The 26,789-nt window shown below is 45.9% G+C and carries 22 protein-coding genes; 16 read left to right on the top strand and 6 right to left on the bottom strand.

What is annotated here, in order from left to right:
• Positions 1–23: 23 nt before the first annotated feature.
• A complete protein-coding gene (locus tag AC1XUF_RS13810; protein ID WP_483342390.1) occupies positions 24–875 on the bottom strand; it encodes a beta/alpha barrel domain-containing protein in 852 nt (283 codons plus the stop codon).
• A gap of 109 nt (positions 876–984) precedes the next feature.
• Positions 985–2,046, bottom strand: a complete 1,062-nt coding sequence (locus AC1XUF_RS13805) for an NAD-dependent epimerase/dehydratase family protein (RefSeq protein WP_483342389.1) — start codon at positions 2,044–2,046, stop codon at positions 985–987.
• Positions 2,047–2,292: 246 nt separating this feature from the next.
• On the opposite strand from AC1XUF_RS13805, the gene AC1XUF_RS13800 reads away from it, so the two are divergent.
• The 6 genes from AC1XUF_RS13800 (at position 2,293) to AC1XUF_RS13775 (ending at position 11,708) form a co-directional block, all read left to right on the top strand.
• Complete coding sequence (locus tag AC1XUF_RS13800; RefSeq protein ID WP_483342388.1) at positions 2,293–3,021, top strand: hypothetical protein; 729 nt, start codon at positions 2,293–2,295, stop codon at positions 3,019–3,021.
• Positions 3,018–5,789, top strand: a complete 2,772-nt coding sequence (locus tag AC1XUF_RS13795) for a TonB-dependent receptor domain-containing protein (protein ID WP_483342387.1) — start codon at positions 3,018–3,020, stop codon at positions 5,787–5,789. Before AC1XUF_RS13800 ends, AC1XUF_RS13795 begins: the two co-directional genes overlap by 4 nt.
• A 17-nt stretch (positions 5,790–5,806) precedes the next feature.
• Entirely contained in the window at positions 5,807–6,922 is a 1,116-nt protein-coding gene (locus AC1XUF_RS13790; RefSeq protein ID WP_483342386.1) for a DUF4249 domain-containing protein, read from the top strand.
• Positions 6,923–6,996: 74 nt separating this feature from the next.
• Positions 6,997–8,091 (top strand): DUF4249 domain-containing protein, encoded by a 1,095-nt coding sequence (locus AC1XUF_RS13785; RefSeq protein WP_483342385.1) that lies wholly within the window; start codon positions 6,997–6,999, stop codon positions 8,089–8,091.
• Positions 8,092–8,126: 35 nt separating this feature from the next.
• On the top strand, positions 8,127–9,278 hold the full coding sequence (locus AC1XUF_RS13780) for a DUF4249 domain-containing protein (RefSeq protein ID WP_483342384.1): 1,152 nt from the start codon (positions 8,127–8,129) through the stop codon (positions 9,276–9,278).
• Positions 9,279–9,305: 27 nt separating this feature from the next.
• A complete protein-coding gene (locus AC1XUF_RS13775) occupies positions 9,306–11,708 on the top strand; it encodes a hypothetical protein (RefSeq protein WP_483342383.1) in 2,403 nt (800 codons plus the stop codon).
• A gap of 22 nt (positions 11,709–11,730) precedes the next feature.
• Here AC1XUF_RS13775 and AC1XUF_RS13770 read toward each other — a convergent pair whose 3' ends face one another.
• A complete protein-coding gene (locus AC1XUF_RS13770) occupies positions 11,731–12,192 on the bottom strand; it encodes an Lrp/AsnC family transcriptional regulator (RefSeq protein ID WP_483342382.1) in 462 nt (153 codons plus the stop codon).
• 173 nt (positions 12,193–12,365) lie between these two features.
• On the opposite strand from AC1XUF_RS13770, the gene AC1XUF_RS13765 reads away from it, so the two are divergent.
• Together AC1XUF_RS13765 and kbl are read left to right on the top strand one after the other, a co-directional pair.
• Entirely contained in the window at positions 12,366–13,319 is a 954-nt protein-coding gene (locus AC1XUF_RS13765) for an NAD-dependent epimerase/dehydratase family protein (protein ID WP_483342381.1), read from the top strand.
• A 68-nt stretch (positions 13,320–13,387) separates the two neighbouring features.
• Complete coding sequence (gene kbl / locus AC1XUF_RS13760) at positions 13,388–14,572, top strand: glycine C-acetyltransferase (RefSeq protein ID WP_483342380.1); 1,185 nt, start codon at positions 13,388–13,390, stop codon at positions 14,570–14,572.
• 56 nt (positions 14,573–14,628) lie between these two features.
• Here kbl and AC1XUF_RS13755 read toward each other — a convergent pair whose 3' ends face one another.
• The gene (locus AC1XUF_RS13755) at positions 14,629–15,438 is read right to left on the bottom strand and encodes a transglutaminase-like domain-containing protein (protein WP_483342379.1); all 810 of its coding nucleotides are present in this window, start codon (positions 15,436–15,438) and stop codon (positions 14,629–14,631) included.
• 182 nt (positions 15,439–15,620) lie between these two features.
• On the opposite strand from AC1XUF_RS13755, the gene AC1XUF_RS13750 reads away from it, so the two are divergent.
• The 4 genes from AC1XUF_RS13750 (at position 15,621) to AC1XUF_RS13735 (ending at position 19,322) form a co-directional block, all read left to right on the top strand.
• Positions 15,621–16,154 (top strand): YceI family protein, encoded by a 534-nt coding sequence (locus AC1XUF_RS13750; RefSeq protein ID WP_483342378.1) that lies wholly within the window; start codon positions 15,621–15,623, stop codon positions 16,152–16,154.
• A 136-nt stretch (positions 16,155–16,290) separates the two neighbouring features.
• Complete coding sequence (locus tag AC1XUF_RS13745) at positions 16,291–17,640, top strand: neutral/alkaline non-lysosomal ceramidase N-terminal domain-containing protein (protein WP_483342377.1); 1,350 nt, start codon at positions 16,291–16,293, stop codon at positions 17,638–17,640.
• Positions 17,641–17,652: 12 nt separating this feature from the next.
• Positions 17,653–18,738 carry a Gfo/Idh/MocA family protein gene (locus tag AC1XUF_RS13740; protein WP_483342376.1) on the top strand — a complete coding sequence of 362 codons (1,086 nt, stop codon included), beginning with the start codon at positions 17,653–17,655 and terminating at the stop codon, positions 18,736–18,738.
• Positions 18,739–18,749: 11 nt separating this feature from the next.
• The gene (locus tag AC1XUF_RS13735) at positions 18,750–19,322 is read left to right on the top strand and encodes an acyl-CoA thioesterase (protein ID WP_483342375.1); all 573 of its coding nucleotides are present in this window, start codon (positions 18,750–18,752) and stop codon (positions 19,320–19,322) included.
• Positions 19,323–19,396: 74 nt separating this feature from the next.
• Here AC1XUF_RS13735 and AC1XUF_RS13730 read toward each other — a convergent pair whose 3' ends face one another.
• A complete protein-coding gene (locus AC1XUF_RS13730) occupies positions 19,397–20,956 on the bottom strand; it encodes a helicase HerA-like domain-containing protein (RefSeq protein WP_483342374.1) in 1,560 nt (519 codons plus the stop codon).
• A 221-nt stretch (positions 20,957–21,177) separates the two neighbouring features.
• On the opposite strand from AC1XUF_RS13730, the gene AC1XUF_RS13725 reads away from it, so the two are divergent.
• From AC1XUF_RS13725 to AC1XUF_RS13710, 4 genes are all read left to right on the top strand, one after another.
• The gene (locus AC1XUF_RS13725; RefSeq protein ID WP_483342373.1) at positions 21,178–22,194 is read left to right on the top strand and encodes an alpha-E domain-containing protein; all 1,017 of its coding nucleotides are present in this window, start codon (positions 21,178–21,180) and stop codon (positions 22,192–22,194) included.
• 49 nt (positions 22,195–22,243) lie between these two features.
• Entirely contained in the window at positions 22,244–22,993 is a 750-nt protein-coding gene (locus AC1XUF_RS13720; protein ID WP_483342372.1) for a proteasome-type protease, read from the top strand.
• A 139-nt stretch (positions 22,994–23,132) separates the two neighbouring features.
• The gene (gene glmM, locus AC1XUF_RS13715; RefSeq protein WP_483342371.1) at positions 23,133–24,536 is read left to right on the top strand and encodes a phosphoglucosamine mutase; all 1,404 of its coding nucleotides are present in this window, start codon (positions 23,133–23,135) and stop codon (positions 24,534–24,536) included.
• Between the two features lie 7 nt (positions 24,537–24,543).
• A complete protein-coding gene (locus tag AC1XUF_RS13710) occupies positions 24,544–25,692 on the top strand; it encodes a cysteine desulfurase family protein (protein WP_483342370.1) in 1,149 nt (382 codons plus the stop codon).
• Positions 25,693–25,708: 16 nt separating this feature from the next.
• Here the strand turns inward: AC1XUF_RS13710 and hemH are convergent, their stop codons facing one another.
• Positions 25,709–26,782, bottom strand: a complete 1,074-nt coding sequence (gene hemH, locus AC1XUF_RS13705; protein WP_483342369.1) for a ferrochelatase — start codon at positions 26,780–26,782, stop codon at positions 25,709–25,711.
• Positions 26,783–26,789 lie beyond the last annotated feature (7 nt).

Below are 26,789 nucleotides of genomic sequence, written 5' to 3'. Positions count from 1 at the left end.
ATGACATTCCGGCTTGTTTGCTTTTAGCTGCCTTTGACCAGATCAAGAAAAATGGTGCGTGCCAGCTGCAATTCTTGAAGATTAATGCCAGATGTCTCTTGTTTTTCTTCTGCAAAATCAATCAATCTTTCGGTTGGCATGTTTCCCACTAGGTGGTCCTGAGCCATAGGGCAGCCACCATAACCATAAAGCGCCCCATCGAAACGTCGGCAACCGGCACCATACGCAGCCTCTATTTTCGTACGCCAGCTTTCCGCTTTTGTATGAAAATGCGCGCCAAATTCCAGTTGCGGGAAAAGGGGTATGACCTGGGAAAAGAGAGATTCGATGTCAATTGTCTCTGCTATGCCCACGGTATCTGCCAATGAAAATACGCTTATTCCAAGCGAAGCAAGTTTTTGAATCCAGTCCATCACGATATCCGGACTCCAATGGTCGCCGTAAGGATTCCCAAATCCCATGGATATGTAAATGACCAGTTGTTTGTTGTATCGGTCGCACAAATTGGCGATACGGTTTACCCGTTCCAAAGATTCTCCAATCGTTGCATTGGTATTTCGCAATTGAAATGTTTCGGAAATGGAAAATGGATATCCCAGAGATGCAATTTGTTCGTATTTGCAGGCTTCCGTTGCACCACGTTCGTTCGCAACAATCGCAAGCAAGCGGGTTGACGTTTCATCAATAAGAAGCCTGTCCAGGATGTCGGCCGTATCGCTCACCTGAGGCATTGCCTTCGCAGATACAAAACTTCCGAAATCGATGGTATCGAAACCAACTTTTAATAACTGATTAATGTATGCAGCTTTTTTTTCGGTAGGTATCAATGGGTGGAGTCCCTGCCAGGCGTCGCGCGGACATTCGATTATTTTCATGATTCAACTCGGCGTGATGCAATGTGCAAACGATCATCCGTTATCCAAATAACAAAGGCTACCGTCATAACTTTGTTTCTGACAGCAGCCTTTACTTTTTATTCCCGATTTATTTTAGGATCGGGGCCAGGTCTTTTTCGTTTTCGGCCAGCCAGGCAGCGATTTCTTCCACGATCTGCCGGATTCCAATTTGCGGTTTCCAGCCAGTAAGCGAGGTGACTTTGGTGTTGTCTGTTACATAAAGCCGGATATCAGCAGTACGATTTTCAGGAACCACTTTAATTGGGATGGTTTTGCCGGTTACTTCCTGGCAAACCCTGGTAAGTTCCTGCAATGACGCACTGCTTTCCAATCCGCCCCCCGCATTTAATATTTCACCGTTGACTTTGTCCAGGTTGTGAAGCTGCCAGTCGATCAGATTATAAAGGTCGGCTACGTGTAACATATCACGGATCTGCTTTCCGGTGCCTCCATATCCGAAGTAGCCCAGCTGTTGTTCAAAATAATGTTTGGCGATCCAAAGCACCATCACACCTTGGTCTACCTTACCCATTTGCCATGGTCCGGTAATAACACCGCAGCGGTTGATCACTGTTTTGAGTTTATAAAATTCATTGTATTCCTGGATGATCAACTCGGATGCCAGCTTTGTTGTACCGTAAAGTGAGCGAGCACCATTCAATGGAAAATCCTCGGCGATGCCTTTGGAGGAAACGCCTGCAACAGGCTGGTCGTCCGAAAGGGCGAACCTTGTTTCTTCTTCTACAAAGTTCAGCGTTTCAATCGTTTTGATTGGGTAAACCCGGCTGGTTGAAAGAAAAATAAAACCGGCTTTATGTTTCAACGCATAGTTCAGGCAATTGACGGTCCCCACCAGGTTTGTATTGATCAGATAATCGGGAGTGCCATCAAGTCCCGCGAGTACCGATGGTTCGGCCGATGCTTCAATGACCGTATCCACTGCGGGAATTGAATCGAAATCCTCTTTATTTCGGATGTCCCCATGAACAAATTCCACGCCGTGTTTTTTCAACCGGCTCAGGTTCAATTCGGAACCGCGGCGTTTCAAATTATCGAGCGCGTAAACCTGGTAGTCGGGGTAGTTTACTTTTAATGAAATAGCCAGCGAAGAACCCACGAAACCGGCACCTCCCGTAATCAGAATTTTCATAAAGGGGAAATTAAGTGATTTATGATGTGTGAATTAAACGGGGCCAAAGTTATCACATTACCTGTACCCAGTCATAGTTGGTGCCAAAATTAGGGTTAAATATACATTTGGGGATGAGTAGCGCGCCCTAGAAATAATTTTTTTTGCAATGAAGTATGTAACTCATGTCCACATCTTTAAGTACATAATATATATATTGCAACAAATAGCCCGATTTTTGTCGTAATAGGTAAAAACTCCACCTGCATGCGTATTTCTACGACCGTTTTCTTTTTTTTATTGTATCATTCTTGGCAGTCATTTGGTCAGGCTTCTCAGACAAATGCTGCAAGCGAACAGGTTGCTTCCCTTCCGGTTTCCTTTTATAAAGAGGCTACGGCCATGTCCCAAAATCTTTACAATGGCCGGCAATATTACGTTTATGATGCCCGCCAGGAGGAATTTCAGTTCTTCAATCAAAGAAAATGGCATAACGGAGTCGTTTACTATGACGGGCAACGATTTGACAGTATTCCATTGTTGTATGACATTTTCAAGGACGAGCTCGTTATCAAGCACTTTAACGGGGATCATATCCTGATACAATCTGAAAAGGTTGATTACTTCATTCTGGACAATCATTATTTCGCGCGTCTCGAAGCTGGGAAAAACCTCAACGAGCAGATGCGGACAGGATTTTATGACATTTTGTACGATGGAAAGTCCAGGCTGATTGTGCGGAGGACCAAATCTAGGCAGGAAAAGATTGTCGATAAAAGGGTCATTTCACTGTATCCTCAGAAAAATTTCTTTTATGTCTTCAACGATGGACACTATAACGCTGTCCATACCAAAAAAAGCGTCTTCAATTTATTCCCTGAGCGTAAAAAGGAATTACGTAAGTTTTTAAGGGACGAAAAAATCAAATTTCGCAAAAACAAAGAAGTTGCCATAGCCAAAATTGTCGCCAGGTACGACGAACTAGCCAAACCATGAAGAAACCTTTACTCCTGATCTTTTTATTCTGCGCAGCTTCTGTTTTCAGCATTGTCCAAGCACAAAATGCAGCTGAGAAAAAGGTTACCATGCGTCTTGACTCAGCACGCTTTGATGAATTTGTAAAACAGGCGGAGGCCCAAACCGGCTATTTTTTCTACTACGACGCCACCAAGTTCGATAGCCTCACGCTGGACATCAACATCAAAGACCTGACAATCCGGGAAGCGCTGGACCAGGTTTTCAGGGGATCGGAGTTTGAATATTCGATCGATGACCAGAAACGGATATACATCACACAGGGCCAACGGATCATCACGCAGCTTACACCAGGTCTTTTTGAGCCCGATAAAGCGGGTGATAATGACTCGATTACCTATACCGGCCCGGAAAGCGATCTGAAAGAAAAATTGCTTTCAACTGCCGAAAGCAAAGTACATGATATAGGTATTCGCAAGTACAAGATCACACCGGGTAATTCTACCATTACCGGGTATGTACGCAATGCGATCACCGGCGAACCAGTGATCGGCGCGGCTGTTTTTATTACTTCTCCCTCCATAGGAGTTACAACCGACGCCCTCGGCTTTTACGCACTGACCATACCGAGAGGCAAGCAGATCGTCAGGATCAAAAGTACAGGAATGCGTGAAACGCAAAGGCAGGTCGTGCTTTATTCGGACGGAAAACTGGATATCGAAATGCGGGAGAGCGTGATCGCGCTTAAAGAAGTTTCGGTAAAGGCAGGTATGGACAAAAACGTTGTCGGAACGCAGATGGGGACAGTAAAGCTGACCATTAAAAACCTGAAGCAAGTTCCGACTGTGTTCGGGGAAACCGATTTGCTGCGTACCATACTGACGTTACCGGGCATCAAATCTGTCGGAGAGAATAGTACCGGTCTGAATGTCCGGGGTGGGTCAACCGACCAGAACCTGATCCAATACAATGATGCGGTCATTTACAATCCATCACATTTGTTCGGCTTTTTCTCAGCATTTAATCCTGATGTTTTAAAGGACGTGGAACTTTACAAAAGCACAATTCCCGCCAAATTCGGGGGCAGACTTTCGTCAGTACTTGATATCAATAGCCGGGACGGCAACAAGAAAAAATTCGTGGCTTCGGGCGGGATTGGCCTGGTAACAGGCAGGCTTACATTGGAAGGCCCTATTGTGAAAGACAAAACATCCTTTCTGCTGGGGGGGCGTTCCACATATTCCAACTGGGTGATCAGAGCATTGGATAACGAAAATTATAACAAAAGTTCAGCGTCGTTCTACGATGTTAACCTGCACATCAGCCACGAAATCAACGAAAAGAACAGTTTGTTTCTGACAGGCTACGTCAGCAGTGACCGTTTCAGGCTTTATGGTGACACTTTGTATTCTTACCAGAATCAGCTGGGTGCCCTCAAATGGAAACACACATTTAATTCGAGGTTATATGGGGTGCTCACAGCTTCTCACAGCAAGTACCAATACGCCATGGGAGCGGCTGGTTTGCCGCTGAATTCGTTTGATTTAAAATTTGATATCAATCAATCGAACTTCAAAGCCGATCTCAGCTATCAGCTGAACCAGCGGCACACATTGGAATTTGGAGGTAGCACCATTTACTATAAACTACATCCAGGTTCTTTCCAGCCAAAGGGAGCTGAATCGTTGATCTTGCTGGATGAATTAGAGGCGGAGCAAGCGACAGAAAGCGCCCTGTACATTGAAGATAAATTCGAAGTAAATCCCCGCCTGTCTATTTCCGCCGGCATTCGCTATTCCTTCTTCCAATACCTTGGACCCAAAACGATCAATACCTACCTTGCCGGTTTCCCGATCGACTATATTTACCAGGAAGGTGTGAAGGAATATAAATCGGGGAAAAAGATCAAATCCTACGGTGGGCCCGAATACCGTGCGTCGGTACGGTACAGCGTTTTTGATAACCTGTCACTTAAAGTCAGCTATAATACGCTGCGCCAGTACATCCACCTGCTCACCAACACGATGACCGTCTCGCCGACGGACATCTGGAAACTGAGCGATCCGTATATCAAGCCCCAGATAGGGGATCAGTTCTCTGTTGGTTTATACCGGAATTTCAGAGGTAACAAAATTGAGGTTTCCCTTGAAGGTTATTATAAGAACATCAAAAACTTCCTGGATTATAAAGGTGGCGACTCATTGATCATGAACCACAATATTGAAGCCGCGGTGATCAACACGAAGGCTAAAGCATATGGCGTTGAATTTATGATCAAGAAAATGACTGGAAAACTGAATGGCTGGCTGGGTTATACATATTCTAGAACATTGCTACGCGCCGTGGACAGGGATTCTCCCGACGCGCCTAACAACGGTAACTTTTATCCAAGCAATTATGATAAGCCGCATGATTTCACATTGATATCCAATTACAAGTTTTCGCACCGTTTCAGCTTGTCGTTCAATTTTACTTACAGTACTGGGCGCCCCTACACGCCGCCCATCGGGAAATACCTGATTGACGGAGCGCAGCGAGTTTATTACGCCGACAGAAACCAGTTCCGTATCCCGGACTACTACCGAACAGACCTCGCCATGAACATTGAAGGCAACCATCGGATCAAAAAGCTGGCGCATAGCTCCTGGACATTGGCTGTTTATAACTTATTGGGACGAAAAAACCCGACTTCTGTTTATTTCCAGACTGTTGCAGGAAAAGTCAACGGGTATCAGCTTTCGATCTTTGGTCAGCCAATACCTACTATCACCTATAATTTCCGGTTTTGAGTTTCGCGATGAGGCATTTGAGAAAACTTCTTTTCCTGGCATTCCTGGTCTCACTATATAGTTGTATTGAGCCGTTCTCGCCGCCTGAGGTAAATTCCGACGAGAATTACCTGGTAGTTGATGGGTTCTTGAATGTGGGGAACGACACCAGCCGGATTGAACTGAGAAGGACCCAGAATGTTAATCAGTTGACGGAAGCAACTATTGAGACCGGCGCCACGGTCTCGGTAGAGTCGGAATCCGGTGAAAAATTTCCTTTCAGTGAGGCGCGTTCAGGCGTTCATATTTTGGCACCAAGGCAGTTCAACACCGCCGCCAAGTATAGATTGCGTGTTAAAACAAAGGGCGGGAAGGAATACATGTCCGATTATGTATCCGTTAGCGTGACACCTCAGATAGACAGTATCACCAACAGATACGATTCCGGGCAGGATGCTATGGTCTTTTATGTAAATGCCCATGATGCACAAAATAAGACGCAGTTTTACCGGTGGAAATTTGAAGAGACCTGGGAATACCGCGTAGCGTACTTTTCTACGCTGGAGGTAGTAGATAAAAAAATTGTCACACGTGAAAAGGACATTAACCAGTGTTGGGGAAGTATGAGATCGGGCAGTATTTTGCTTGGAAGTACCGTGAAGCTAAGCAGCGATGTAATCAAAGATCTTCCGCTATTCAGGGTGCCGGTGTCTACGAACAAGCTGTTTATCAAGTATAGTGTGTTGGTAAAACAATATGGACTGACCCGCGCGGCATTCGAGTATTGGACCAATCTCTCGAAAACCACTCAAGGCACTGGAAGCCTTTTTGATCCACAACCCTCACAAGTTACAGGTAATATTCAAAGCACGACTGATTCCGACGACCTCGTTTTCGGATATTTCAGTGCTTCAACGGAGGAAACAAAAAGATTAACCATAGCACCGCATTTGGGGATTTTTCCAACTTGCGCTGCGCCAGATACCTTCGATATTGTTTGCAACCCGCTTAGCAACAGGCAATGTGCACTGGAAACAACTTCGTTGCTGATGTCGTACGGAGGGCTTAGGTCGGAATATATCCTGGGCGCACCACCGAGCTGTACGGATTGCAGGGAACAAGGCGGAACAACCGTTAGACCGTCATTCTGGTAGCAGACAGACGATATGAATACAAAAAGCTTAACTATGATCATGTGAAGGGCAAGCGTTTAATCCTAATATTATTGTTGGGCATCTCATTTGTTGTGATGTACAGCTGCATTGAGCCCTTTTCTCCACCGGAGGTGAATTCGGACGAAGGTTATCTGGTGGTAGATGGTTTTTTAAATGTAGGTGGGGACACAAGCAGGGTTGAATTGCGCAGGACTCAAAACGTGAACGCGACTGCTACCCCGGTTATTGAGACTGGTGCAAAGCTTACGGCCGAAGTAGAGAACGGCGAATCTTTTGCTTTTACGGAATCAGGTAAAGGATTGTATCTTTTACCGCCACGCGCGTTTAATCGGTCCGGCAAATACCGGTTACGGATTAAGACGCGTGATGGCCAGGAATATCTCTCGGAATATGTCGCAGTGAGCGTTACGCCCCCCATTGACAGCCTGACCTACAAGCTGGACCCCGTCCAGAACTCGGTCATTTTTTACGTCAATACCCATGATGCTGAGAGCAGGACGAAGTTTTATCGCTGGAAATTTGAGGAAACATGGGAATACCGTTCCGCATTTGCATCCATTCTGGAGATAGTCGATGATGAGGTCGTAACTAGGAAACAGGACATTTCGCGCTGCTGGTCAAGCAAAAAGTCAGGCAGCATTCTTTTGGGCAGTACGATCAAGTTGAGCAGTGATGTCATCAAAAATTTACCGCTGAACATCGTTCCTGTTATTACCAACAAGCTGTATATCAAGTACAGTATTATCGTGAAACAATATGGTTTGTCGAAGGAGGCATTTGAGTATTGGACCAGCCTGGCAAAAACTACGCAGGGGACAGGAAGCCTTTTTGATCCGCTACCCTCGCAGGTTACAGGTAATATCGTGAATACGGCCAACAACAAAGAACTTGTTTTCGGGTATTTCAGTGCGTCGACCGAAGAGTCCAAAAGGATCATCATCACGCCACGCCTTGGGTCTTATCCCACATGTACCGCCCCTGATACGCTTCCGATCCGATGCGTGCCGCAGGAGGAATGCGCGAAGACAACAACATCATTGCTGTTGAATTATTATGGTATAAGATCTGATTCAGTGTTTGCAGCGCCTGCTTCTTGTGCAGACTGCAGGACCGGAGGAGGGACAACAGTGGAGCCGTCGTTCTGGTAGGCAGCGTCGATATTGACAGTTTGAATGAAAGCGCCATGAAAATTTTGATAAATATTAAATCATTCCAGTTTCCGGGGCGTAAAGGCCATTATGTGGCTCTGCTGCTGCTCTCATTTGGGATAAATAGTTGTATCGAGCCTTTTTCGCCCCCTGAAGTAAATGACCCGGGGGGATATCTGGTGGTAGATGGTTTTTTAAATGTGGGGGAGGACAGTAGCACTATTACATTAAGCCACACACAAAACACGAATGCAAATACGGTCCCGGATAAGGAATCGGGCGCAAAGGTTTGGGTAGAGAATGAACGAAAAGAGGTTCTTGAATTTTCGGAGGTGGCGACTGGTATTTATAAACTAGCCCCCCGTACGTTTGATACCGCGCTGAAGTACCGTTTGCACATCAAAAGGATCAGCGGAAATGAATATGCATCGGATTTTGTAACGGTGAGTAAAACGCCGCCGATAGATAGTGTTACCTATCGGGTCGATCCGGGGAGAAATGCAATGATCGTTTATGTCAATGCGCACGACGCGGCAAATGGGACGCAGTTTTACAGATGGAAGTTTGAGGAAACTTATGAGTACCGGGCCGCCTATTACTCCGGGCTTGACCGCGACCTCGTAAATAACCAGATTATTGCCAGAAAGGAGGATATCAATCTCTGCTGGCGAACATTGGAATCGAAGGATATCAAACTGGGGAGCACGGTCAAGTTGAGTCAGAATATTATTAAAGATCTGCCAGTCAATGTGATCGATATTGCGACGAACAAGCTTTATTTTGGATATAGTATCCTGGTGAAACAGTACGGATTATCGAGGGAAGCTTTTGAGTATTGGACAGATCTCGCCAAAACTACTCAGGGGACCGGCAGCCTTTTCGATCCTTTGCCATCACAGGTTACAGGGAACGTGAAAAACCGGGATAACAACAAAGAATTGGTTTTTGGGTATTTCAGTGCGGCGGTTGAGCAGAAGCAAAGGATTTTTATCAAAACAAAATTGGGAAGGTACCCCAGTTGTATGCCGCCCGACACATTGACGCCGAAGGATGCATTGGAGTCCAGTGCGATGTTGCTCAGTTACTTTCAAACAGCGACAAAAAGCGGGATCTTAGCATCTTCGGAATTTTGCTCGGACTGCCGGGTACAAGGTGGCGTTACGCAGAGACCATCTTTTTGGGAATGATCAGTTTCATCATTAGTATATATAAAAATGAGAATTAAGATTTTTACCAGTCTATGTTTGCTATTGGCATTATCCTCCGCAGCCTATGCGCAGGAAGATGCCATGGCTGCATCTATCAAGCAAAGGTTTGGTTTATACGCCGACCGCGCGGTACAGGAAAAAATGTATGTTCATGTGGACAGATCATTTTATCTGGTGGGCGAAACAATCTGGTTTAAAGCCTACAATCTGAATGGCGCCACACACCGCTTTTTGGACTTGAGCAAGGTGGCATACCTCGAAATACTGGATATTGAAAACAATGCATTGGCCCAGACCAAGTTTTCCATGCTCGATGGGAAGGGAAACGGCTCACTCCTGATCCCCTCAACGATTGTGAGTGGAAAGTACAAAATACGATGCTACACCAACTGGATGAAAAATTTTAGTGCCGATCAGTTTTTTGAAACTGCGGTTACCATTGTTAACCCGTTTATCCGTTTTGATCCCGATCGCACTGTAAAAGACGAAGTAAAATACGATGTACAGTTTTTTCCGGAAGGGGGGCGACTGGTAAAGGGGATTGAAAGCAAAATTGCGTTTCGTGCCGTCGCTTCTGACGGAAAGGGGATCAGGTTTAACGGTGCGGTGGTTAACCATCAAAATGATACCATTCAGAGATTTACGCCGACCATGAACGGTATTGGTTATTTCATTTTTACGCCCAGGGAAGGAGAATCCTATAAAGCTTATGTAACCGATAGCAAGGGTAAAAGATACGACTACCCGCTACCTCTTGTAGAGGAGCAGGGGTATGTGATGCAGGTGAAGGATTCTACGGCCAACCTTGTCAAAGTAACAGTCTTGGCCCGGATACCCGGAGAAGAGCCGGTAGCGGTGTACATGCTTACACATACGAGGCAGGCGAATGTCATGGTGGACAAGAAGTTTTTGAATAAGAACAGGGCGGTGTTTGTTCTGGATAAGAACAAGCTGGGGGAGGGCATATCCCACATTACTATTTTTAACGAAAAGGTAAAGCCTGTGTGCGAACGTTTGTATTTCAAGCGGCCGGCAGGAAGGCTGGATATTGCAACGAAGCTCGGGAGTAAATTCGTAAACCGGGAGAAAATAACATTGGATTTATCGGCAACGGTTGCATCTGCCGTAGCGGACCTGGCGAGTTTGTCGGTAGCGATTTATCTTAACGACTCCATCAAATCGGCGCCACAACAGGATATCACGAGCCATTTGTGGCTTACCTCCGATCTCAGGGGTAATATAGAGTCCCCTGAATACTATTTCAATCATGTGTCCAAAGAAACCGACCAGCAACTGGATAATCTGATGCTGACCCACGGCTGGAGAAGGCTGAAATGGGACGACGTATTCAAAGGCCAGCCGGTTACATTTGAGCATATACCGGAGCATGACGGGCATTTTATTGTCGGTAAAATGCTCAATAAATCAGATGGCAGCATTGTAAGAGGAAAGGGCGCATTCCTGGCGGCACTCGATGTCCCGGCTCGACTCTACGTAGCACAAAGCGATCAGAATGGCAAGCTGCTATTTGAAGTACGGAAATTTACCGGGCCAAAGGAAATCACGATCCAGACCAACCTGGCTGTGGATTCCACTTATAAGATCGAGATCGCGAGCCCGTTTTCAAAACAGTTTTCGACAACTCCCCTGGCGCCATTTTATTTTGATAAAACACTGGAAAGCCAATTGCTGACGCGCGCCATTAATATGCAAACGGCCAATGCATTTCTGCCCAGGGTTTATGCGGAGAAGAAACCGACTTTAACTGATTCTCTGGCATTTTTTGGAATGCCGGACGAGAAATATTTTCTGGACGATTTTACACGTTTCCCGACAATGGAAGAAGTTTTGCGGGAATATGTTAAGGGTGTACTGGTCCGCAGACGACAGAAAGAATTTCATTTCAGGATGATAGACAAGCTGCTTCCCAACACATTCTATACGACCGATCCGTTGATGCTCCTGGATGGTATACCCATTTTTGATGCCGATAAGCTCATGGAATTTGATCCTCTTAAGATCAAAAAGATTGAAACATTGAGTTCAAGATATTTCCTGGGCCCGATGACATTCACAGGCATTGTGAGCTTTTCGACTTACCGCGGTGACCTTGGAGGTTTCGAACTCGATCCCAAAGTGATGGTCATGCCTTATGAAGGAGTTCAGGCTCAGAGGGAGTTTTACACGCCCAGATACGACAATGGCAGGGCCACCAGCCGTATCCCCGACTTCCGCAATCTTCTGCATTGGGCCCCCAATGTGACAACGGATAAAGATGGAAAGGCGCTGGTTGAATTTTACGCCTCGGACCAGGTCGGACAATATCAAGTGGTGATCCAGGGTATAACGCCCGCAGGTATCTCGGGCAGTAAGACGCTTAGCTTCGAGGTAGGCAAAAGAAATTTCTGAGCCGGCACTGTTCTTCGCTGTATCAGATATAGAATTCCGACGTATGCTTGATCTCTTTTAAAACAAAAGTACTGTTCAGTACGCCAATATTGTCGATTTTGGAAAGCTTGTATTTCACAAAGTCATGGTATTCGTCCAGGCTGGCCACATTTATTTTTAGCAGGAAATCCACTTGTCCCGCCATGTGGTAGCATTCTTGTACTTCTTCTAAATTCTGGATCTCCTGCTCGAACTTTTCGATGAACGCTTCATTGTGGTAACGCATTGATACCTGGCAAATCGTTGTTACCTGTCTGTTGATCAATTTTTTATCCAGTATGGCTACGTACTGTTTGATGTATCCCAGGCTTTCCAGCCTCCTGATTCGCTCGTAGACAGGTGATACCGTCAGGTTGAGCATTGTTGCAATTTCTTTGGTGGTCTTTTTGGCATCTTTTTGCAGGATGCGAAGGATCTTGGTATCAATTTTGTCCAACTGTTCCATGGGGCAATAATATTTACTGAAGCATTTGAATTTTCAGGGTCTATAAAAGTAGGAAAATCTTTGAATGTAAAATAGTGCAGTAACATTTACTGTGATGAACGTGTTTTCTTGAAAATACTTTCCGAAAATGGGAAATTGCAAGTGATTTATGCTTTATCAAACCCGGATCGGTTATGAAATCAGAATGCATGCTTGTTGTTGGGGCGAATGGACAAATCGGGTCTGTTCTTGTTGAATATCTGAGAGAGATTTATGGCAGCAATAAAGTCATTGCCTCAGATATCAGAACACCGGATGGTGACAAGGGAATTTTTGAAAAGCTGGATGCTACCGATGGGCAGGCACTGTCGGCTACCGTCAGAAAATACAAGGTAACCCAGATTTATCACCTGGCAGCCATTCTTTCGGCTAAAGGAGAACAGGAACCTTTGAAAACCTGGCACATTAACATGCAAACGTATTTTAATGTGTTGGAGGCGGCGAGAGAAAACAAAGTAGCCAAAGTATTTTATCCCAGTTCTATCGCTGTATTTGGAGATCATATCGATGACAAAGCAGACCAATGGTCCTACCTGGACCCCACGACAGTTTACGGGATCAGTAAAGCCGCCGGAGAAAACTGGTCTAACTATTATTTCAGGAAATATGGTACCGACATCCGTTCTTTGCGCTATCCGGGGATCATCGGATACCAGTCCATGCCGGGCGGAGGCACAACGGACTACGCAGTAGATATTTATCACAAAGCTGTAAAAGGAGAGGATTTTGAATGCTTTTTGAAACCGCAAACGACACTCCCGATGATTTATATCAGCGATGCAATGGACGCAACGATCCGCTTGATGGAAGCGCCGGCTGAAAAAGTCACAGTCCGAACGGGTTACAACCTGGCGGGTATGAGCTTTTCTCCGGAAGAAATTGCCGCCAGCATCCAAAAAGTGATCCCCCATTTTAAGATCACCTACAAACCTGATTTCCGTCAGGCCATCGCCGAGTCCTGGCCGGCCGAAATAGACGATTCGCAAGCGAGAAAAGACTGGGGCTGGCGACCAGCCTATTCCCTGGATAAAATGACAGAGGAAATGATCCTCGAACTAAGAAAGAAGTATCATCTGATTAAACAATAGTACATTCCCGCCACGCTGGACTCAGCCACTCATCGTACCGGTGACTTGGTCATTCAAAATTGAACCCCATGAACGCTACCATTCAAAACGAATTGCAACAAGAACTGGCCGCTATCAAAGAAGCTGGCTTATATAAAAAAGAAAGGGTTATCACTACGCCGCAGGCTGCCTACATCGCCACCGATGGCAAGAAGGTGCTTAACTTTTGTGCAAATAATTACCTCGGACTTTCGTCGCACCCTGAAGTAATCAAGGCTGGGATCGAAGCCATTCATACGCATGGCTTCGGGATGTCTTCTGTCCGTTTTATTTGTGGCACCCAGGATATTCACAAGGAACTGGAACAGAAGACGGCGGCTTTTCTGGGAATGGAAGATTGTATTCTTTATGCCGCTGCTTTCGATGCGAACGGAGGTGTTTTCGAACCATTGCTCCATGAACAGGACGCAATTATTTCCGATGAGCTCAACCATGCTTCTTTGATAGACGGGATACGTCTTTGCAAAGCGAAGCGCTTTAGGTACAAGCACAATGATATGGCGGATCTCGAAAAGCAACTGAACGACGCCAAAGGCAGCCGCAGGATCCTGATCGTAACCGATGGGGTATTCTCGATGGATGGTACTATTGCACAGCTGGACAGGATATGTGATCTGGCAGAACAGCACAATGCAATGGTCATGATCGACGAATGTCACGCAACAGGTTTTATGGGAAAAACAGGGCGTGGTTCTCATGAATTCCGGGGTGTTATGGGACGTGTTGACATTATTACCGGAACGTACGGAAAGGCACTTGGCGGTGCTTCGGGCGGGTTTACAGCTGCTAAAAAAGAGATCGTGGAAATTCTTAGGCAGCGTTCGAGGCCTTATTTATTTTCAAACACATTAGCGCCTTCTATTGTGGGCGCGTCGATCCAAGTGCTGGACCTGCTTTCTTCCTCCACATCGCTCCGGGATCAGCTCGAAAAAAATACCGCGTACTTCCGGAAAGCAATGACGGAAGCCGGGTTCGACATCCTGCCAGGCGAACATCCGATCGTTCCTATCATGCTTTACGAGGCAAAACTTGCGCAGGAATTTGCTGCGAAATTATTGGATGAAGGAATTTATGTGATCGGGTTCTTTTATCCGGTCGTTCCTCAAGGCAAGGCGCGGATCAGGGTGCAAATATCCGCCGGGCATGAGCAGGAGCACCTCGAAAAAGCGGTGGCCGCGTTTACCAAAGTTGGAAAGGACTTAGGGGTTATTTAAAAAGAACAGACTTGCCTGGTGGCCGCGCCTGACAAGTCTGTTTTCTATTTGGTCGACTATTGCTGGACCGGCTCAGGCTCCAGCAGTACAGCTTCCACATGCAGCGACTGTAGGGTCGCATTGCCATATTGGGTAACCATCGCCACATCCGCAGCGTCGCGCCCATGTGCGATTTCAATCCGGTAACCCTCCGTTTTTTCCTGGACGGCATCGAATGTATACCATTCACCGCCGATGTAAACTTCAAACCAGGCGTGCAGATCCATCACTTTCAGTCTGTCCAGATAGCCGACGGTCATGCGGGTAGGGATACAAAGGTTCCTGCATAGTGCGATCGCGAGGTGCGTGAAGTCACGGCATACCCCTATACGATTGCGGGCAAGGTCCAGCGCAGTGGTGCTTGCATCCGTTACGCCGTATTGGTAGGTGATATTATTGTGGATCCACGACCGGATCGCCTCCACCTGTGCGTAGCCCGGCACCATGTTGCCGGCAATTTCCATGGCCAGCATATTGATTTCATGCAAATCCGACTGGCAATATCTGCTCGGCAGGATATAGTGCATTACCTCATCCGGTAAATCTCCCACAAGCATATAGGCTGGCGGCGGGTTCGGGATCGGTTTGGTAGGATTTACCTGGGCCTGTACTTCGGTTGATATGGTCACTTTTCCAACTGGCAGAATGGTCCTCTGACATGGATTCCCGTAAATATCGATGTACTCCGAGAAGGGGACCGGCGGCTCAATGTTAAATCCTTCCTGTATGATAGACTGCCCTTCCTGACGCCTCGGGCGTAACATAGTGGTCACGGTTGTGGGCGCGTACACGTCATACGTGAATACGCTTCTTCCCTTCATTTTCATGTATGAGTCGATTTATGATGTTTTGGTAAATTTAACGACTATGCATTACTTATAAATTACGTGCCATTTATTTTATCATAAACTGCGGATAGGTTTCTGAAATTAAAACATTTTAATCGTCGTTTCTTGTTTGGAATGTTAATTTTAGGATTAATAGCATGTGTAATTAAAATCAATAGCGTATGGCAGTTACAAAATGGATCGTAGACCCGGCACATTCGGAAGTTCAATTTAAAATCAAACACCTGGTAATTTCCACCATTACCGGTTCTTTCAATAATTTTGAGGGCGGGGCTACTTCGGACCTGAATAATTTCGAATCGGCGGAAATTCATTTCTCGCTGGATGTAAATAGTATCGATACGAATGTGGAAATGCGTGATGCGCACTTGAAGTCCGCAGATTTTTTCGATGCAGAGCAATTTCCTCACATCACCTTTCAATCCAATTATTTCCATAAGGTAAAGGGTGACAATTACAAGCTTTCGGGCCTGCTCACATTAAAAGGAATTACCAAGCCAATCGAACTTGATGCCGAATACGGTGGATCGGAAAAAGATGCAGATGGGAACCTGAGGGTTGGATTTGAAGTGGAAGGCCGGATCAGCAGGCAAGAGTACGGGCTCAATTATATGTTATTGACAGACTCTGGAGGCTTGGTGATCGGTGAGGATGTGAAGCTGATTGCGAATATCCAACTTGTTAAGCAACCGTAATTATTAAATAATCAAAGGTCCCAGCCCGTACTGCCCGACAATGCGACTCTGCATTGCCGGGTTTTTGGTTTAATGAGGATATTCCGGAAATCTTTTACTTTTAACTTCGCCTGTCCCATCCTTCCAAACAAAACCGATGAGCTTCTTTAAAGTCCTTCTTAAAATAATTGGTTCAGTAATCCTGATTTTAATATTGATCGTAGCTACTATGGTAACCACCATGGATCATACGCCTTACAAGGAAATGCCTTATTATGGTCAATGGAAAAAGATAATTAGTGAAGTCAAATCCGATACGTCTTCTGCAGGCCCGTTCAAGGCGGGTTGGGCCAAGGTCAATATAACACCGTCGTCACCCACACCCACTGCCGGTTATGGCAATAGAAGAGGACGAGTATATACCTCCGTACACGATTCGGTCTATGTGAGGGCAATGGTGATCGACAATGGAGTTAACAAAGTTGCGATTGTAGCAGCGGATCTTCTCATCATTCCCCCCACCGTGGTGAAAGCACTGCAAGCACGTCTGACCAGGAAAGACATTCCCTTTGAGCAGGTATTTTTCGGTGCCACGCATAGCCACAACAGTGTAGGCGGCTGGGGTACCGGCGTATCTTCACTGTTCTTTTCCGGAAAATTTGAACAGGCTACCGTGGACCGGCTCGCTGATGCTTTTTACAAGGCGATTGTCGAGGCAGGGAAAAAAGTGCAGCCCGTAAAGATCACTTATATGGAGTCCATTGACACGGTGGATATACGTAACCGGCTGGTAGGTGAAGAGGGCGGTGTTGATCCTGAAATACGTTCCGCAGCCTTTGTTACCCAAACAGGGGAAAAAGCGATACTAAGCTCATTTGCCGCGCATTCGACGGTGCTGAATTCCAAAAATATCGTGTTGTCGCGTGATTATCCCGGTGCGCTGGTGGATTCGCTCGAAAAAGGAAGATATAACTTCGCCATGTACGTGGCAGGCGCTGTGGGCAGCATGGGGCCTATTGAAAAAGGTGCGGATGATTTTGATGAAGTGAAAAACCAGGCTTATGGCGTGCAACGCGCATTATTGGATTCGTCGTCAGTGAGGGAGGAATCAAAAGGAACGGTGCTCGAGGCAATCACATTACCGTTGCCGTTAAGGGAGCCTTCGCCCAGGCTTACCATGAACATTGTACTGCGTTCCTGGGCTTTCAAAAAGGCATTTGGTGAATATCCGGTGTTTGTAAAAGCATTGCGGATCGGGAACATTCTCATGGTAGGCATGCCTTGCGATTTCTCGGGTGAACTCGTCGGGCAACTGGACGCTTATGCAAAAACCAAAGGGTTGAACCTCATGGTGACCAGCTTCAACGGAGGCTATATTGGCTATATCACCCATGACAAATATTTCGACAAAGATCTATATGAAACCAAAACCATGAGCTGGTACGGGCCTTACAATGGGGCGTACCTGCAAGAGGTGATCAAGGACATTATCGATAAATTATCTTAACCAACCTGAATTATGAAATCGTTATTGCTGCTGATTTTGGGATTGATCACCGCGCAATCAATTGCGCAGAAGCCGGTGCGCCTAGCTGTTGCCGGACTAAGCCATGGGCATGTGGGCTGGGTTTTTAACAGGTCGGAGAAAAACGATATCGAATTGGTGGGGATTTATGAGACTAACCCCGAGTTGGTGAACCGTTTTGCCGAAAGATATAAGCTGGACAAAAAGTTGTTTTTTTCGGACCTGAACAAAATGCTGGCCGAGGCAAAACCGGAAGCCGTTTCGGCATTTGGAGCGATCAGCGAGCATATCAAGATCGTAAGGGCCTGTGCTCCGCGAAAAATCCATGTGATGGTAGAAAAACCATTGGCAACTACATTCGCCGATGCTAAGGAAATCAATGCGCTGGCGGAAAAGAATGGTATTCAGGTGCTTACCAATTTTGAAACCTCGTGGTATGCGAGCAATCAGTATGTAAATAAATTGGTGGAGGATGGTAAGCTCGGAGAAATCCGGAAGGTAATGGTCAATGATGGTCACCAGGGGCCTAAGGAAATTGGTGTTGGTAAGGAGTTTTTTGAAATCCTGACCGACCCGGTCAAAAACGGTGCGGGAGCTCTGATCGACTTTGGCTGTTACGGAGCCAATCTCATGACCTGGCTTTTAAAGGGCGAGCGGCCCCTTTCCGTTACAGCTGTAACCCATCAGGACAAGCCGGAAATTTATCAGCATGTGGACGACGAGGCTTCCATCATTTTACAATACCCCAAAGCGCAATGCATCATTCAGGGATCGTGGAACTGGTCTTTTGCGAGAAAAGACATGGAAGTGTTTGGTAATAAAGGTTATGCAGTAGCTGTGAATGCGACAACAGTACGCCAGAGATTCCAGGAAAAATCCCCGGAAGAAACCGTTAAACTTGACCCGAGACCTGCGCCTTATACCGATCCGTTTTCCGTTTTGGCGGATGTCGTACAAGGGCGGCTAAAACTTGACAAAAATGATATGTACGGACTGCCCGTCAATGTAATTGCAGTGGAAATATTGGATGCGGCACGGGAGTCGGCCAAATCCGGAAAAACCATTTACCTCAAAAAGTAACTTTTTACTGTATGGAACCCCGCTCTGTCCGTTTCTCTCAGACCACACTAACGGAACTGATGATTCCTTCCTATGCCAACTTTGGCGGAAAGATACATGGCGGGATATTGCTTTCCCTCATCGACAAAGTCGCTTATTCCTGTGCTGCCAGGCATGCGGGTACTTATTGCGTAACGGTTTCGGTAGATGGAGTAGATTTTCTGGAACCGGTTGAAGTGGGGGATTTGGTTTCGCTGCATGCTTCCGTTAACTATGTGGGCAGGACTTCGCTGGTGATTGGAATACGCGTTATCGCAGAGAATGTACGCAATGGCATCCAACGGCATACCAATACTTCATATGTTACCATGGTTGCAAAAGGCGACGATGATAAGCCAACCATTGTGCCGGAGCTGTTATTGGAAAGCGAGGAAGACGCCCGGCGGTTTCTGGAAGCAATTAAGCGGAGGGAATTAAAAGAGGCCTATCGCGATGCCTTTGATAATGCTAAGACCAGGTTGGACGTTCAGGATAATCTGGAAAAGTTATCCCAGCATCGATGTGTAATCGGCTGGGATACTGATTTGAATGTCAAAAAAAAATAGTTTTCAGGTGGCTGATTGACGAAAACAGCTTCCTGGATCTAAAGAAATTGGGATCTGAGGTTTCAGGAGAAGAATCAAAACCCAAATAAACCTCCTCCTGTTTTTTTTCGCGTTGTTCTTGTCGTTTTTCCGAAAAGCATCCCAAAAACACCCCGGACGACTTCGCGGCCGATTTGCTTGGCCAGTGGAGAGTTTAATGCATCTGCGATCACGCTCTTTTCTTCCTTTTCCTTTTTGGCGACGATCACTTCCTCCTGAGCTTCCGCTTCTACTTTGGCGTGGGCTTCCATCCTTTTGGTGAGCATTTCGTAGGCACTTTCCGGGTCAATAGGGTCTTTGTATTTCAGGTAAAGATCCGATTGTTGCACATGGTTGTCATAATCAGCCTGTACCATTGGGCCCATAATGGATGTGGGCGGAAGTAAATGGGTCGCTGCAACTTCTGTGGGGATACCTTTTTCATTTAAAACCGTAATCAAGGCCTGGCCTATACCCAATGTGGTAAGCACCTGATCGATAGAGTAGAAGTCGGATTTTGGGTAGGTTTTGACGGTTTGTTTCAATGCGTCGGCATCCTGTGGGGTAAAGGCCCGCAAGACGTGCTGGACCCGGTTACCCAACTGGGAAAGCACGGAAACGGGTACATCCTGCGCCATTTGCGTACAAAAGAAAATACCAACCCCTTTGGAGCGGATCAATCGCACAACCTGCTCAATCTGGTCGAGAAACGCCTTAGGCGCATCTTTGAATAACAAATGTGCTTCATCCAGAAAGAAAACCAGCTTGGGTTTGTCCAGGTCGCCCGCTTCGGGCAGCTTCTGGTAAAGTTCCGCCAGCAGACTAAGCATGAAAGTTGAAAACAGAGCTGGCTTATCCTGTACATCCGAGATATTAAGAAGGCTGATCACGCCCTGTCCGTCCACGCGGTTGATCAGATCGGTGATGTCGAATGATTTTTCTCCGAAAATGGAGCCTACTCCTTGTTGTTCCAATGCGACGATCTTCCTGAGAATGGTGCCTGCGGTGGACGTGGAAATGCTTCCATAATCTGCTTTGATCTCGGCTGCACCAGGTCCCTCCGACAAATAATTCAATACTTTTTTCAGATCGTTCAGATCCACCATCGGCAAATCCTTGTCGTCGGCATATTTGAACAGGATAGCCAGCACGCCAGCCTGAGTATCATTCAATTCAAAGATTTTGGATAACAATATGGGGCCAAATTCAAGGATGGTGGCGCGCATCTGCGCACCTTTTTTCCCGCTGAGCGAATACAATTCTACAGGATATCCTTTGGGCTCAAAAACGGTTCCCAATATTTGAGAACGTTCTTCCAATGCTGCGTTGGACTTGCCGGGTTGGGCTATTCCGGATAAATCCCCTTTTATATCAGACATAAAAACAGGGACCCCGGCCAGTGACAGCTGTTCCGCAAATACTTGCAGCGTACGTGTTTTTCCCGATCCGGTAGCACCCGCGACAAGTCCGTGCCTGTTCATCATACGCAATGGAAGGCTTACTTTTGCTTCGCCGATGATCTCGCCATCCAGAATGGCCGAACCTAAATGAATAACAGGCTTATCCGTCTGGTATGATTTCTGGATTGCGGCAATAAACTGCTCTTTTTTGGACACAGTAACTACGTGTTATAGGTTATGAAATGAATATTTACAAAATTTAAAGGTTTCGGGAGTTTTCCAAGCCAGTAGGCTTAATTTCACTAAAATAATAATGTTTCCAGATATAGTATTACTTTTCGTATACTCTTGTAATTGCAAAATTTTATTAGGTATTTTGGAGTAATCGCTTAACAATTATTCTGATTATCCACTTTTAGATACAATACTTACTGTTTATGCTTAGTCGAGTTGCCAATTCAATTTACTGGATGAACCGTTATATGGAGCGGGTCGAAAATTACGCCCGTTTTGTAGGAGTTAACTTTAATCTGGCCTTGGATCTGCCGCCCGACGTCGATGAACAGTGGGAGCCGTTGCTGATCGCAACTGCCGACCACTATCTTTTTTATAAGTATTATGAAAAACCTACGAAAGAGGATGTGATCCATTTCATGACTTTCGACAAGCGAAATCCCAATTCAATTATCAGCTGTCTTTACGAAGCAAGGGAAAACGCCCGTACGATCAGGGAAACGATTTCGAAGGAGATGTGGGAGAGTATCAATACCTTCTATCTTTCCATTCGCGGCGCTTCACCCGATAATTTTCGGAATATGGACCATATGCAATCCTATTTTACAGATATCCGTAAAAACTGCCAGCTTTTTCATGGTGTAGTGGATGCTTCTATTACAAGAAATGAAGCCTGGCATTTCGGCAGACTGGGAAGGCATATTGAACGTGGCGACAAATGTTCCAGGTTTCTTGATGTGAAATATTTCACACTTTTGCAGGATTCGGGTACCTCTGGATCCACGTTGGATCTGATGCTCTGGACGGCGGTACTTAAATCCGTAAGCGCCTATAATATGTACAGGCAGACACATCGCGCATTAACACCGATGAACATTGTTGCCTTTCTGATCCTGGATAAATTGTTTCCAAGATCTATTGCGTATTGTGTCAGGCAGGCCGAACTTTCCCTTTACGCTATTGCAGGTTCAATCCCTGAACGCGGCCATAGTAATCCTGCGGAGCGGGCATTGAGTAAAATCCGGGCCGATCTCGAATTTACAGACGTGGAGGATGTATTTAAAATAGGGCTTCATGAATATCTGGATACTTTTCAAACCAGAAATAATGAGGTTGACAATGCTATTTTTGATATGTACTTCGGACTGGAAACGGGCCAGTCCCAAAGCCAGTCAATGGGACAGGTTTCAGGGCATTTTAAAGGGCAGTGGATGAACTGAAAACTTTATAACTTAGCGACTCTATAATTTACGACAGAGCCGCAAAGACATGACATATTGCCTAGGTATAAAAATCGCGACCGGCTTGGTCGCGATTGCAGACACCCGCCTCACTTCAGGAACCGAAGTTTCGACCAACAAAAAAGTTTCAGTTTACCAGTCTGAAAAGCATTCCATTTTCGTCATGACCTCAGGGCTGAGGTCCGTTCGCGACAAAGCAATCACCTATTTTAAGGAAGTGCTTGAAGAACGGGATTCATCGTTCAATAAGCTTTATAAAGCCGTAAATGCCTTAGGTGAGCAAGTTCGGAGGGTCGCCGACGAAGACCGGTTCGCTCTGAATGCCGCCGGATTGTCTTTTAATCTTTTCGCTATCATTGGAGGGCAACTTGAAAATGATAAAGAACACAAGCTATTTCTATTGTATCCGGAAGGTAATTGGGTAGAGGTTGGAGACGGTTCGCCATTTATTATTATAGGCAATTCGGGCTATGGAAAGCCGCTTTTATACCGAAGCCTTAAATTTGATTCTTCGATGCAGGATGCTCTGAAAATCGGATTTCTATCTTTTGATTCAACCCGGGTGAGTTCCAATGATGTGGATTATCCGATCGACGTTGTGATGTACGAAAAAGACTCTTTTCAAATCATAGAGCACCGTTTTGAAAAAGATGATCTCGATTACGTCGGGAAGCAATGGAGCGCATTACTGAGTAACTCGGTACAGAAACTGCCCATTGAATGGATGGATCCGGTCTTCAATAAAATGGAAGAAACCAATAAATCTCAGCTGCATTAGGTGTTCGTAATTGCATTTTTGCCTGCATCAGGTAATAGTAGCCGGAAACTCAGTGGTTGTTTTGTTTGTTCAAAAACCTGATAGCAGAGAGGGAAATTTAGTATTTTTACAAACTAAACAAAAAGAGGAATTCTAGATCGTGACGTTAATTAAATCTATCTCAGGAATCAGAGGTATTGTGGGAGGAAAATCGGGAGAGGCGCTGACTCCGATCGATGTCGTTAAGTTTGCTGCCGCATACGGGACATGGCTGAGGCGTAACAATCCACAAAATTTAAAAGTTGTAATTGGTCGCGATGCCCGTCTTTCAGGAGAAATGGTCAGCCGCCTGGTTGCAGGGACGTTACAGGGCGTTGGTCTCCATGTGGTAGATCTCGGTCTTTCCACCACACCTACTGTTGAGATAGCCGTTACTGCCGAAAAAGCGGCTGGCGGAGTTATTCTTACAGCAAGCCATAATCCCATCCAGTGGAATGCCCTCAAATTGCTCAATCACAATGGAGAATTCATTTCCGAAGCAGAGGGAGAGGAAGTGTTACGAATCGCCGACCAGGAAGACTTCGTCTTTGTGGATGTTAAAAAGCTGGGGAGCTACTCAGCAGATGATACTTATCTTCAAAAGCATATTGACCAGGTATTGTCACTACCCTTGGTGCAGGTTGAAGCCATCCGAAACGCGAATTTCAGGATTGTTGTGGATGCGGTGAACTCCACAGGCGGGATTGTAGTCCCTATGTTATTGGAAGCACTTGGTGTTGCTCCCGAAAATATCAAAAGACTGCATTGCGATCCTACGGGCAACTTCGCCCATAATCCGGAGCCACTTCCGGAACATCTCAGGGATATCAGTAAAGCGTTAAATGACGGGTCATTTAATCTCGGGATTGTCGTCGATCCTGACGTAGATCGACTTGCCCTGATGTGTGAAGACGGCAGTCCATTTGGTGAAGAGTACACACTGGTGGCGGTGGCAGATTATGTTCTAAAGAACACACCCGGAAATACGGTTTCCAATCTTTCGTCCACGGCTGCCTTAAAGGATGTCACTTTGAAGGCCGGAGGTAAATATTTCGCGTCGGCTGTGGGAGAGGTGAATGTGGTAAATATGATGAAAGAAAATAATGCCGTCATAGGAGGCGAAGGAAATGGCGGCGTTATCTATCCGGAAAGCCATTATGGCAGAGATGCGTTGGTGGGTATCGCTTTGTTTTTGACTCACTTAGCGAAGTTTGGGAAGACGGCCTCTGTTTTGAGAAGGTCTTATCCAAGTTACTATATCTCAAAGAATAAAATCGAACTCACGTCGGACATTAATGTTGATAACATATTAAACCGGATCCAGACGCGGTACGCCAAGCAGCCGCATAATACCATCGACGGTGTAAGGATCGAATTTGACCGCGAATGGGTGCATCTGCGAAAATCAAACACCGAGCCGATTATCAGGATCTATTCCGAATCGGAAACTCAGACCACTGCAATCAATCTGGCTAATAAGATCATCTCTGATATTAAAGAGATCATCTCCGAGCCTAAGAAATAATGAGGATATGAAAGTTTATCTGGATAATGCTGCTACGACTCAATTGGATCCGGAGGTGCTGGAGGTAATGCTTCCTTTAATGACGGAGCAGTTTGGTAACCCATCGTCAATCCATTCTTACGGAAGGGCAGTGCGCTCTGCCATTGAAAGGGCTAGAAAGAGCATAGCAGGAATCCTGAATGCTGCTCCTGCCGAAATATTTTTTACATCGGGAGGAACAGAAGCGGATAATACGGCCATTTGTTCAACGATTGAAACACTCGGATTAAAACATGCTATTACTTCCAGGATAGAGCATCACGCTGTTTTGCATACACTGGAACATCTGCAAAAAATTGGCCGTGTTCAGGTTAGTTTTGTCGATCTGAATGAGAAAGGCGAGGTCGATCTGCGGCATCTGGAAACCTTGTTATCCTCCAATTCCCGTTCCCTGGTTTCCCTGATGCATGGAAACAATGAAGTAGGTAACTTACTCGACCTGCACGCAGTGGGCGATCTTTGTGAAAAGTACCAGGCAGTGTTTCATAGCGATACCGTGCAGACGATGGGCCATTACAGACATGACCTTCAAAATTTAAAAGCCAATTTTATTGTCGGTGCTGCCCATAAGTTTAATGGGCCAAAAGGGGTGGGTTTCTTGTACGTACGCCCGGGCATCAAGATCGTCCCTTTTGTGCATGGAGGAGCGCAGGAGCGAAATATGCGCGGAGGGACAGAAAATATATATGGCATCGTCGGGCTGGCGAAGGCGCTTGAAATTGCCTACCGGGATATGGATGCTCACCAGAGGCATATTAAAGGCTTGAAGAGTAGAATGATCGAGAAGCTACGTGTTGAAATTGAAGGTGTTACTTTTAATGGCAACTCAGCAGATCTTGATAAAAGTCTGTACACTGTATTGAATGTCAGCCTGCCACCGTCGGACATCAGCGATATGTTGCTGTTTAACCTTGATATTGCAGGTATTGCGGTATCGGGCGGAAGTGCTTGTTCCAGCGGCACAGATATCGGTTCGCACGTTCTGAATGAGCTGCACGTTGACCCTGACAGGGCGAATGTCCGTTTTTCTTTCGGAAAGTATAATACTGAAGCGGAAATAGATTATGCCGTCAAAACATTAGCGGACCTTTACAAAAAGGAAAGTGTTGTGATATAGACAAAACAGGCCGTAATTACAGGGCCCGTTTTGTAATGATATCTTCCAGCGTTTCAATCCAAACGTCACTGTCGTTCAGGCTTTCTACAAGCTGCCAGTGAGTTCCCCCTTCCTTTTCGAAGATTTCTTTGTATTCTTCACCGACTTCAATGGTTGTCTCCAAACAATCGGCAACGAATGCAGGTGAAAACGCAAGCGCAGTTTTTACGCCTTTCTTCGTCAGCTCAGGGATTACCTCGTCGGTGTAAGGCTTTATCCATGGATTTTTCCCTAGTCGTGATTGGAAGCATGTAGTGTATTTTCCTTCCGGAATATTCATTTCTTTAACCAGTAAACGCGTCGTCTCAAAGCATTGGGCACGATAGCAATGCTGGTTGCGTTCATCCAGCTGATCGCAGCAGCTTCCAAACTGACAGAAATTCCCGGTGACGTCGCCTTTGGTGATTTGCCGTTCCGGTAATCCGTGGTAGCTGAACACAAAATGGTCGTAATCACGTTTCCCCATATATTTTTTACCAAGATTGGCAAAACCTTCGATGAACTTGGGGTGGTCAAGAAAGCGGTTTACAAGTTTGATTTCGGGAATTACTTCCCAATCTTTCACAACCTGCATTACTTCTTTGTAAACTGAGCCGGTTGAAGCAGATGCATACTGAGGGAAAAAAGGGACCACAATGATTTCTGCAAGCGTTTGTTTACGCAATGCTTTTAAGCCGTTTTCAATGCTTGGGCTTTGGTAACGCATGGCCAGCTCAACCACAAAGTTGTTGCCCAACGCCTTCTGTAACTTCTCTTTGACAGAAAAACCATATATTTTCAAAGGTGAGCCGTCTGGCCGCCACAGTTTCTTGTAAATTTTTGCGGATTTTGGTGCCCTGAAAGGCGCAATGATCAGGTTGATCAAAAGCCAGCGATTTACAAAAGGTATATCTATAACCCTTTCATCCATCAGAAATTGGCGCAGATATTTGCGCACATCAGGTACAGAGGGACTGTCGGGCGTTCCGAGGTTGACAATCAGCACGCCGGTTTTCCCGACCGCTTTATTTCGCTTGTTATTTATTTGCTGTTCCGAAATGAATGTATTCATTACTCTA

It is taken from the genome of Dyadobacter sp. HNCC25DJ185, from assembly GCF_056895195.1.
Note: the sequence above shows the minus strand (reverse complement) of the source record. Positions and strands in the feature narration are given on the sequence as shown.

Coding starts and splice junctions, on each gene's coding strand:
- AC1XUF_RS13810 (WP_483342390.1), bottom strand. CDS start 875: ATGAAAATAATCGAATGTCCGCGCGACGCCTGGCAGGGACTCCACCCA.
- AC1XUF_RS13805 (WP_483342389.1), bottom strand. CDS start 2,046: ATGAAAATTCTGATTACGGGAGGTGCCGGTTTCGTGGGTTCTTCGCTG.
- AC1XUF_RS13800 (WP_483342388.1), top strand. CDS start 2,293: ATGCGTATTTCTACGACCGTTTTCTTTTTTTTATTGTATCATTCTTGG.
- AC1XUF_RS13795 (WP_483342387.1), top strand. CDS start 3,018: ATGAAGAAACCTTTACTCCTGATCTTTTTATTCTGCGCAGCTTCTGTT.
- AC1XUF_RS13780 (WP_483342384.1), top strand. CDS start 8,127: ATGAAAATTTTGATAAATATTAAATCATTCCAGTTTCCGGGGCGTAAA.
- AC1XUF_RS13775 (WP_483342383.1), top strand. CDS start 9,306: ATGAGAATTAAGATTTTTACCAGTCTATGTTTGCTATTGGCATTATCC.
- AC1XUF_RS13770 (WP_483342382.1), bottom strand. CDS start 12,192: ATGGAACAGTTGGACAAAATTGATACCAAGATCCTTCGCATCCTGCAA.
- AC1XUF_RS13765 (WP_483342381.1), top strand. CDS start 12,366: ATGAAATCAGAATGCATGCTTGTTGTTGGGGCGAATGGACAAATCGGG.
- kbl (WP_483342380.1), top strand. CDS start 13,388: ATGAACGCTACCATTCAAAACGAATTGCAACAAGAACTGGCCGCTATC.
- AC1XUF_RS13755 (WP_483342379.1), bottom strand. CDS start 15,438: ATGAAAATGAAGGGAAGAAGCGTATTCACGTATGACGTGTACGCGCCC.
- AC1XUF_RS13750 (WP_483342378.1), top strand. CDS start 15,621: ATGGCAGTTACAAAATGGATCGTAGACCCGGCACATTCGGAAGTTCAA.
- AC1XUF_RS13745 (WP_483342377.1), top strand. CDS start 16,291: ATGAGCTTCTTTAAAGTCCTTCTTAAAATAATTGGTTCAGTAATCCTG.
- AC1XUF_RS13740 (WP_483342376.1), top strand. CDS start 17,653: ATGAAATCGTTATTGCTGCTGATTTTGGGATTGATCACCGCGCAATCA.
- AC1XUF_RS13735 (WP_483342375.1), top strand. CDS start 18,750: ATGGAACCCCGCTCTGTCCGTTTCTCTCAGACCACACTAACGGAACTG.
- AC1XUF_RS13725 (WP_483342373.1), top strand. CDS start 21,178: ATGCTTAGTCGAGTTGCCAATTCAATTTACTGGATGAACCGTTATATG.
- AC1XUF_RS13720 (WP_483342372.1), top strand. CDS start 22,244: ATGACATATTGCCTAGGTATAAAAATCGCGACCGGCTTGGTCGCGATT.
- AC1XUF_RS13710 (WP_483342370.1), top strand. CDS start 24,544: ATGAAAGTTTATCTGGATAATGCTGCTACGACTCAATTGGATCCGGAG.
- hemH (WP_483342369.1), bottom strand. CDS start 26,782: ATGAATACATTCATTTCGGAACAGCAAATAAATAACAAGCGAAATAAA.